Source organism: Bartonella vinsonii subsp. vinsonii (genome assembly GCF_902825235.1).
GTDB lineage: Bacteria > Pseudomonadota > Alphaproteobacteria > Rhizobiales > Rhizobiaceae > Bartonella > Bartonella vinsonii.
Genome location: NZ_CADEAJ010000057.1, coordinates 1 through 470, shown reverse-complemented (window position 1 = coordinate 470; position 470 = coordinate 1). Strand labels below are relative to the sequence as shown.

The following is a 470-nucleotide window of genomic DNA, read 5'->3' as shown; positions in this document are numbered from 1 at the left end:
AGATAACAGTCATGACATCAGCAGAAGTCTTATTGGCTTTGCTAGCAAGCTGTTTTGCATCTGTTGTAGCAGGCAGGGCAAGATCAGAAGTATCAAGACCAGCATCATCATCTTGGTTTTTACGCCGTTTGCCAACTTGTGTATCAGAACACACAGCAAAGGAACGCAAGGGTACCTCTGTATCGAGTGTCCATTCACGGATGGTTTGTGACATAAGAGCAAGAGAAGGAACCAAAAACAAAACACGCTTGCCTGTACCGGCTAGTTGTTCTGCTATCTTAAGACTGGTGAAAGTTTTGCCCGTTCCACACGCCATAATTAGCTTGCCACGATCTGCTTCTTTTAAACCCTCACAAACAGCTTCAAGGGCTTCTTTCTGATGATCTAAAAGCTTTTTCTTCGTTTGCTCTTTAAGGACAACCGTTTCTTTTCCTTCAAAACGACTCCAATCGATTTGACTGTTTTCTAAA

1 protein-coding gene is annotated in these 470 nt (G+C 42.8%); it reads right to left on the bottom strand.

Features of this window, described 5'->3' with window-relative positions:
- A partial coding sequence (locus J7R12_RS08670) for a DEAD/DEAH box helicase family protein (RefSeq protein WP_208439076.1) occupies window positions 1-470 on the bottom strand: 470 nt, incomplete at both ends.